At 46.4% G+C, this 1593-nt stretch carries 1 protein-coding gene; it reads left to right on the top strand.

Annotation, left to right across the window (positions count from 1 at the left end):
* Nucleotides 1–1593, top strand: a 1593-nt coding sequence (dinG, locus tag R8N28_RS24325; protein WP_318183560.1) for an ATP-dependent DNA helicase DinG, incomplete at both ends; no start/stop codon positions are given.

Here is a 1593-nt window from a genome sequence, read left to right as displayed (position 1 = left end):
ATAAGTCAAATCGAATACTGGTAGCAGAAGCAGGCACAGGGATCGGTAAGTCACTTTCTTATTTGATGGCCGCTATACCAGTTGCCGTGCATAACAACCGCAAAGTCGTTATCTCAACGGCAACCGTCGCGCTTCAAGAACAGCTAGTGAATAAAGACCTTCCTCTATTCCGTCGTATTACAGACCGAGAATTCTCTTTCATTCTTGCCAAAGGTAGGCAGCGCTACTGCTGCGCAGAAAAGCTCGCAACAGCCAGTGGTGTGGATGGCGGTCAACTAGCGATGTTTGAGACCAAGCCAAAGAAAAAAGACATTGAATTACTGGAAACCATGTATCGCTCACTCGCTCAAGGGAAATGGGATGGTGACCGCGACGCTTGGCCTAAACCCATAGACGACCGCATCTGGCAATTGATTGTCAGCGACAAACACAGCTGTAATAACAGTTTGCCAGGTCACAGAGGGTGCCCGTTTCAAAAGGCTCGCTCTGAGTTAGATAAACATGACGTGATCATCGCGAATCACTCTCTCGTTATGGCTGATGCTGACTTAGGTGGTGGCGTAATCTTACCAGAGCCAGAAAATACGATTTATGTCTTTGACGAAGCTCACCACCTGCCTCACGTCGCCCGTGATCACGCTTCAGCATCCGCGAGTTTAAAAGGCGCAGCAGCGTGGCTAGAGAAGCTGAATCAGTCAATCAGTAAATTTTCATCACTGGCTGATGAGAAACGTGTCGCTCGTTTCCGCAATGACTTGCAAGACTCCGTGCAAAACTTAATACCTGCGCTCACTCAATTGACTAAACAGTTCGACCCAGCTCAGTTTGAAGAAGGCATCTACCGCTTTGAACATGGCGAACTGCCAACTTGGCTAGAAAACCAATCTAAAGAGCTAAAGCAGTTCAGCAAGAAAGCAAACCAAAGCGTCGCGAAAATCGCCGATCTTATTGCAGAAAGAGTCAAAGATGGCGAACTCGCGGCAAGATTGGCCGAGCCTGCGCTCGCTGAACTAGGTTTCTATATTCAACGACTAGAGAACCTCGCTCAAGTTTGGCATTTAATGGCAGAGCCAACACGAGAAAAAGGAGCGCCTTTAGCGAGATGGCTAGAAACTCACCCCGATCGTGAAGGCGATTTTATTGTGAGTGTCTCCCCTCTTGAGATTGGATGGCAGCTAGACCAACAGATTTGGAGTCGTTGTATTGGTGCCGTATTAGTTTCAGCAACAATGCGAGCGTTGAACTCTTTCCACTATTTTTGCCATCAAGTAGGCATTGATGGAAAGCCAGAATCTGGGACTCAGTTTTTGGCACTCGCTTCGCCTTTTGATTATCAAAACCAAGCTGAGTTACTCATACCGGCAATGAAGTACGAACCATCGGCACCTCAATTTACTGAATATCTTATTGAGATCTTGCCTAAGTACTTAGAAGACAAAAAGGCCAACTTGGTATTATTCTCCTCATACTGGCAGATGAACCAAGTCGCAGAAGCGCTGTCTTCAGAGTTCATAAAACGAGGCTGGGCTTTGCAAGTACAAGGCGAAAGTTCTCGTCAAGAAATTCTAAAAAAACATAAAAAGCTTGTAGAAA

Source organism: Vibrio sp. Vb1554 (assembly GCF_033344235.1).
This window is presented reverse-complemented; position numbering and strand designations above follow the sequence as displayed.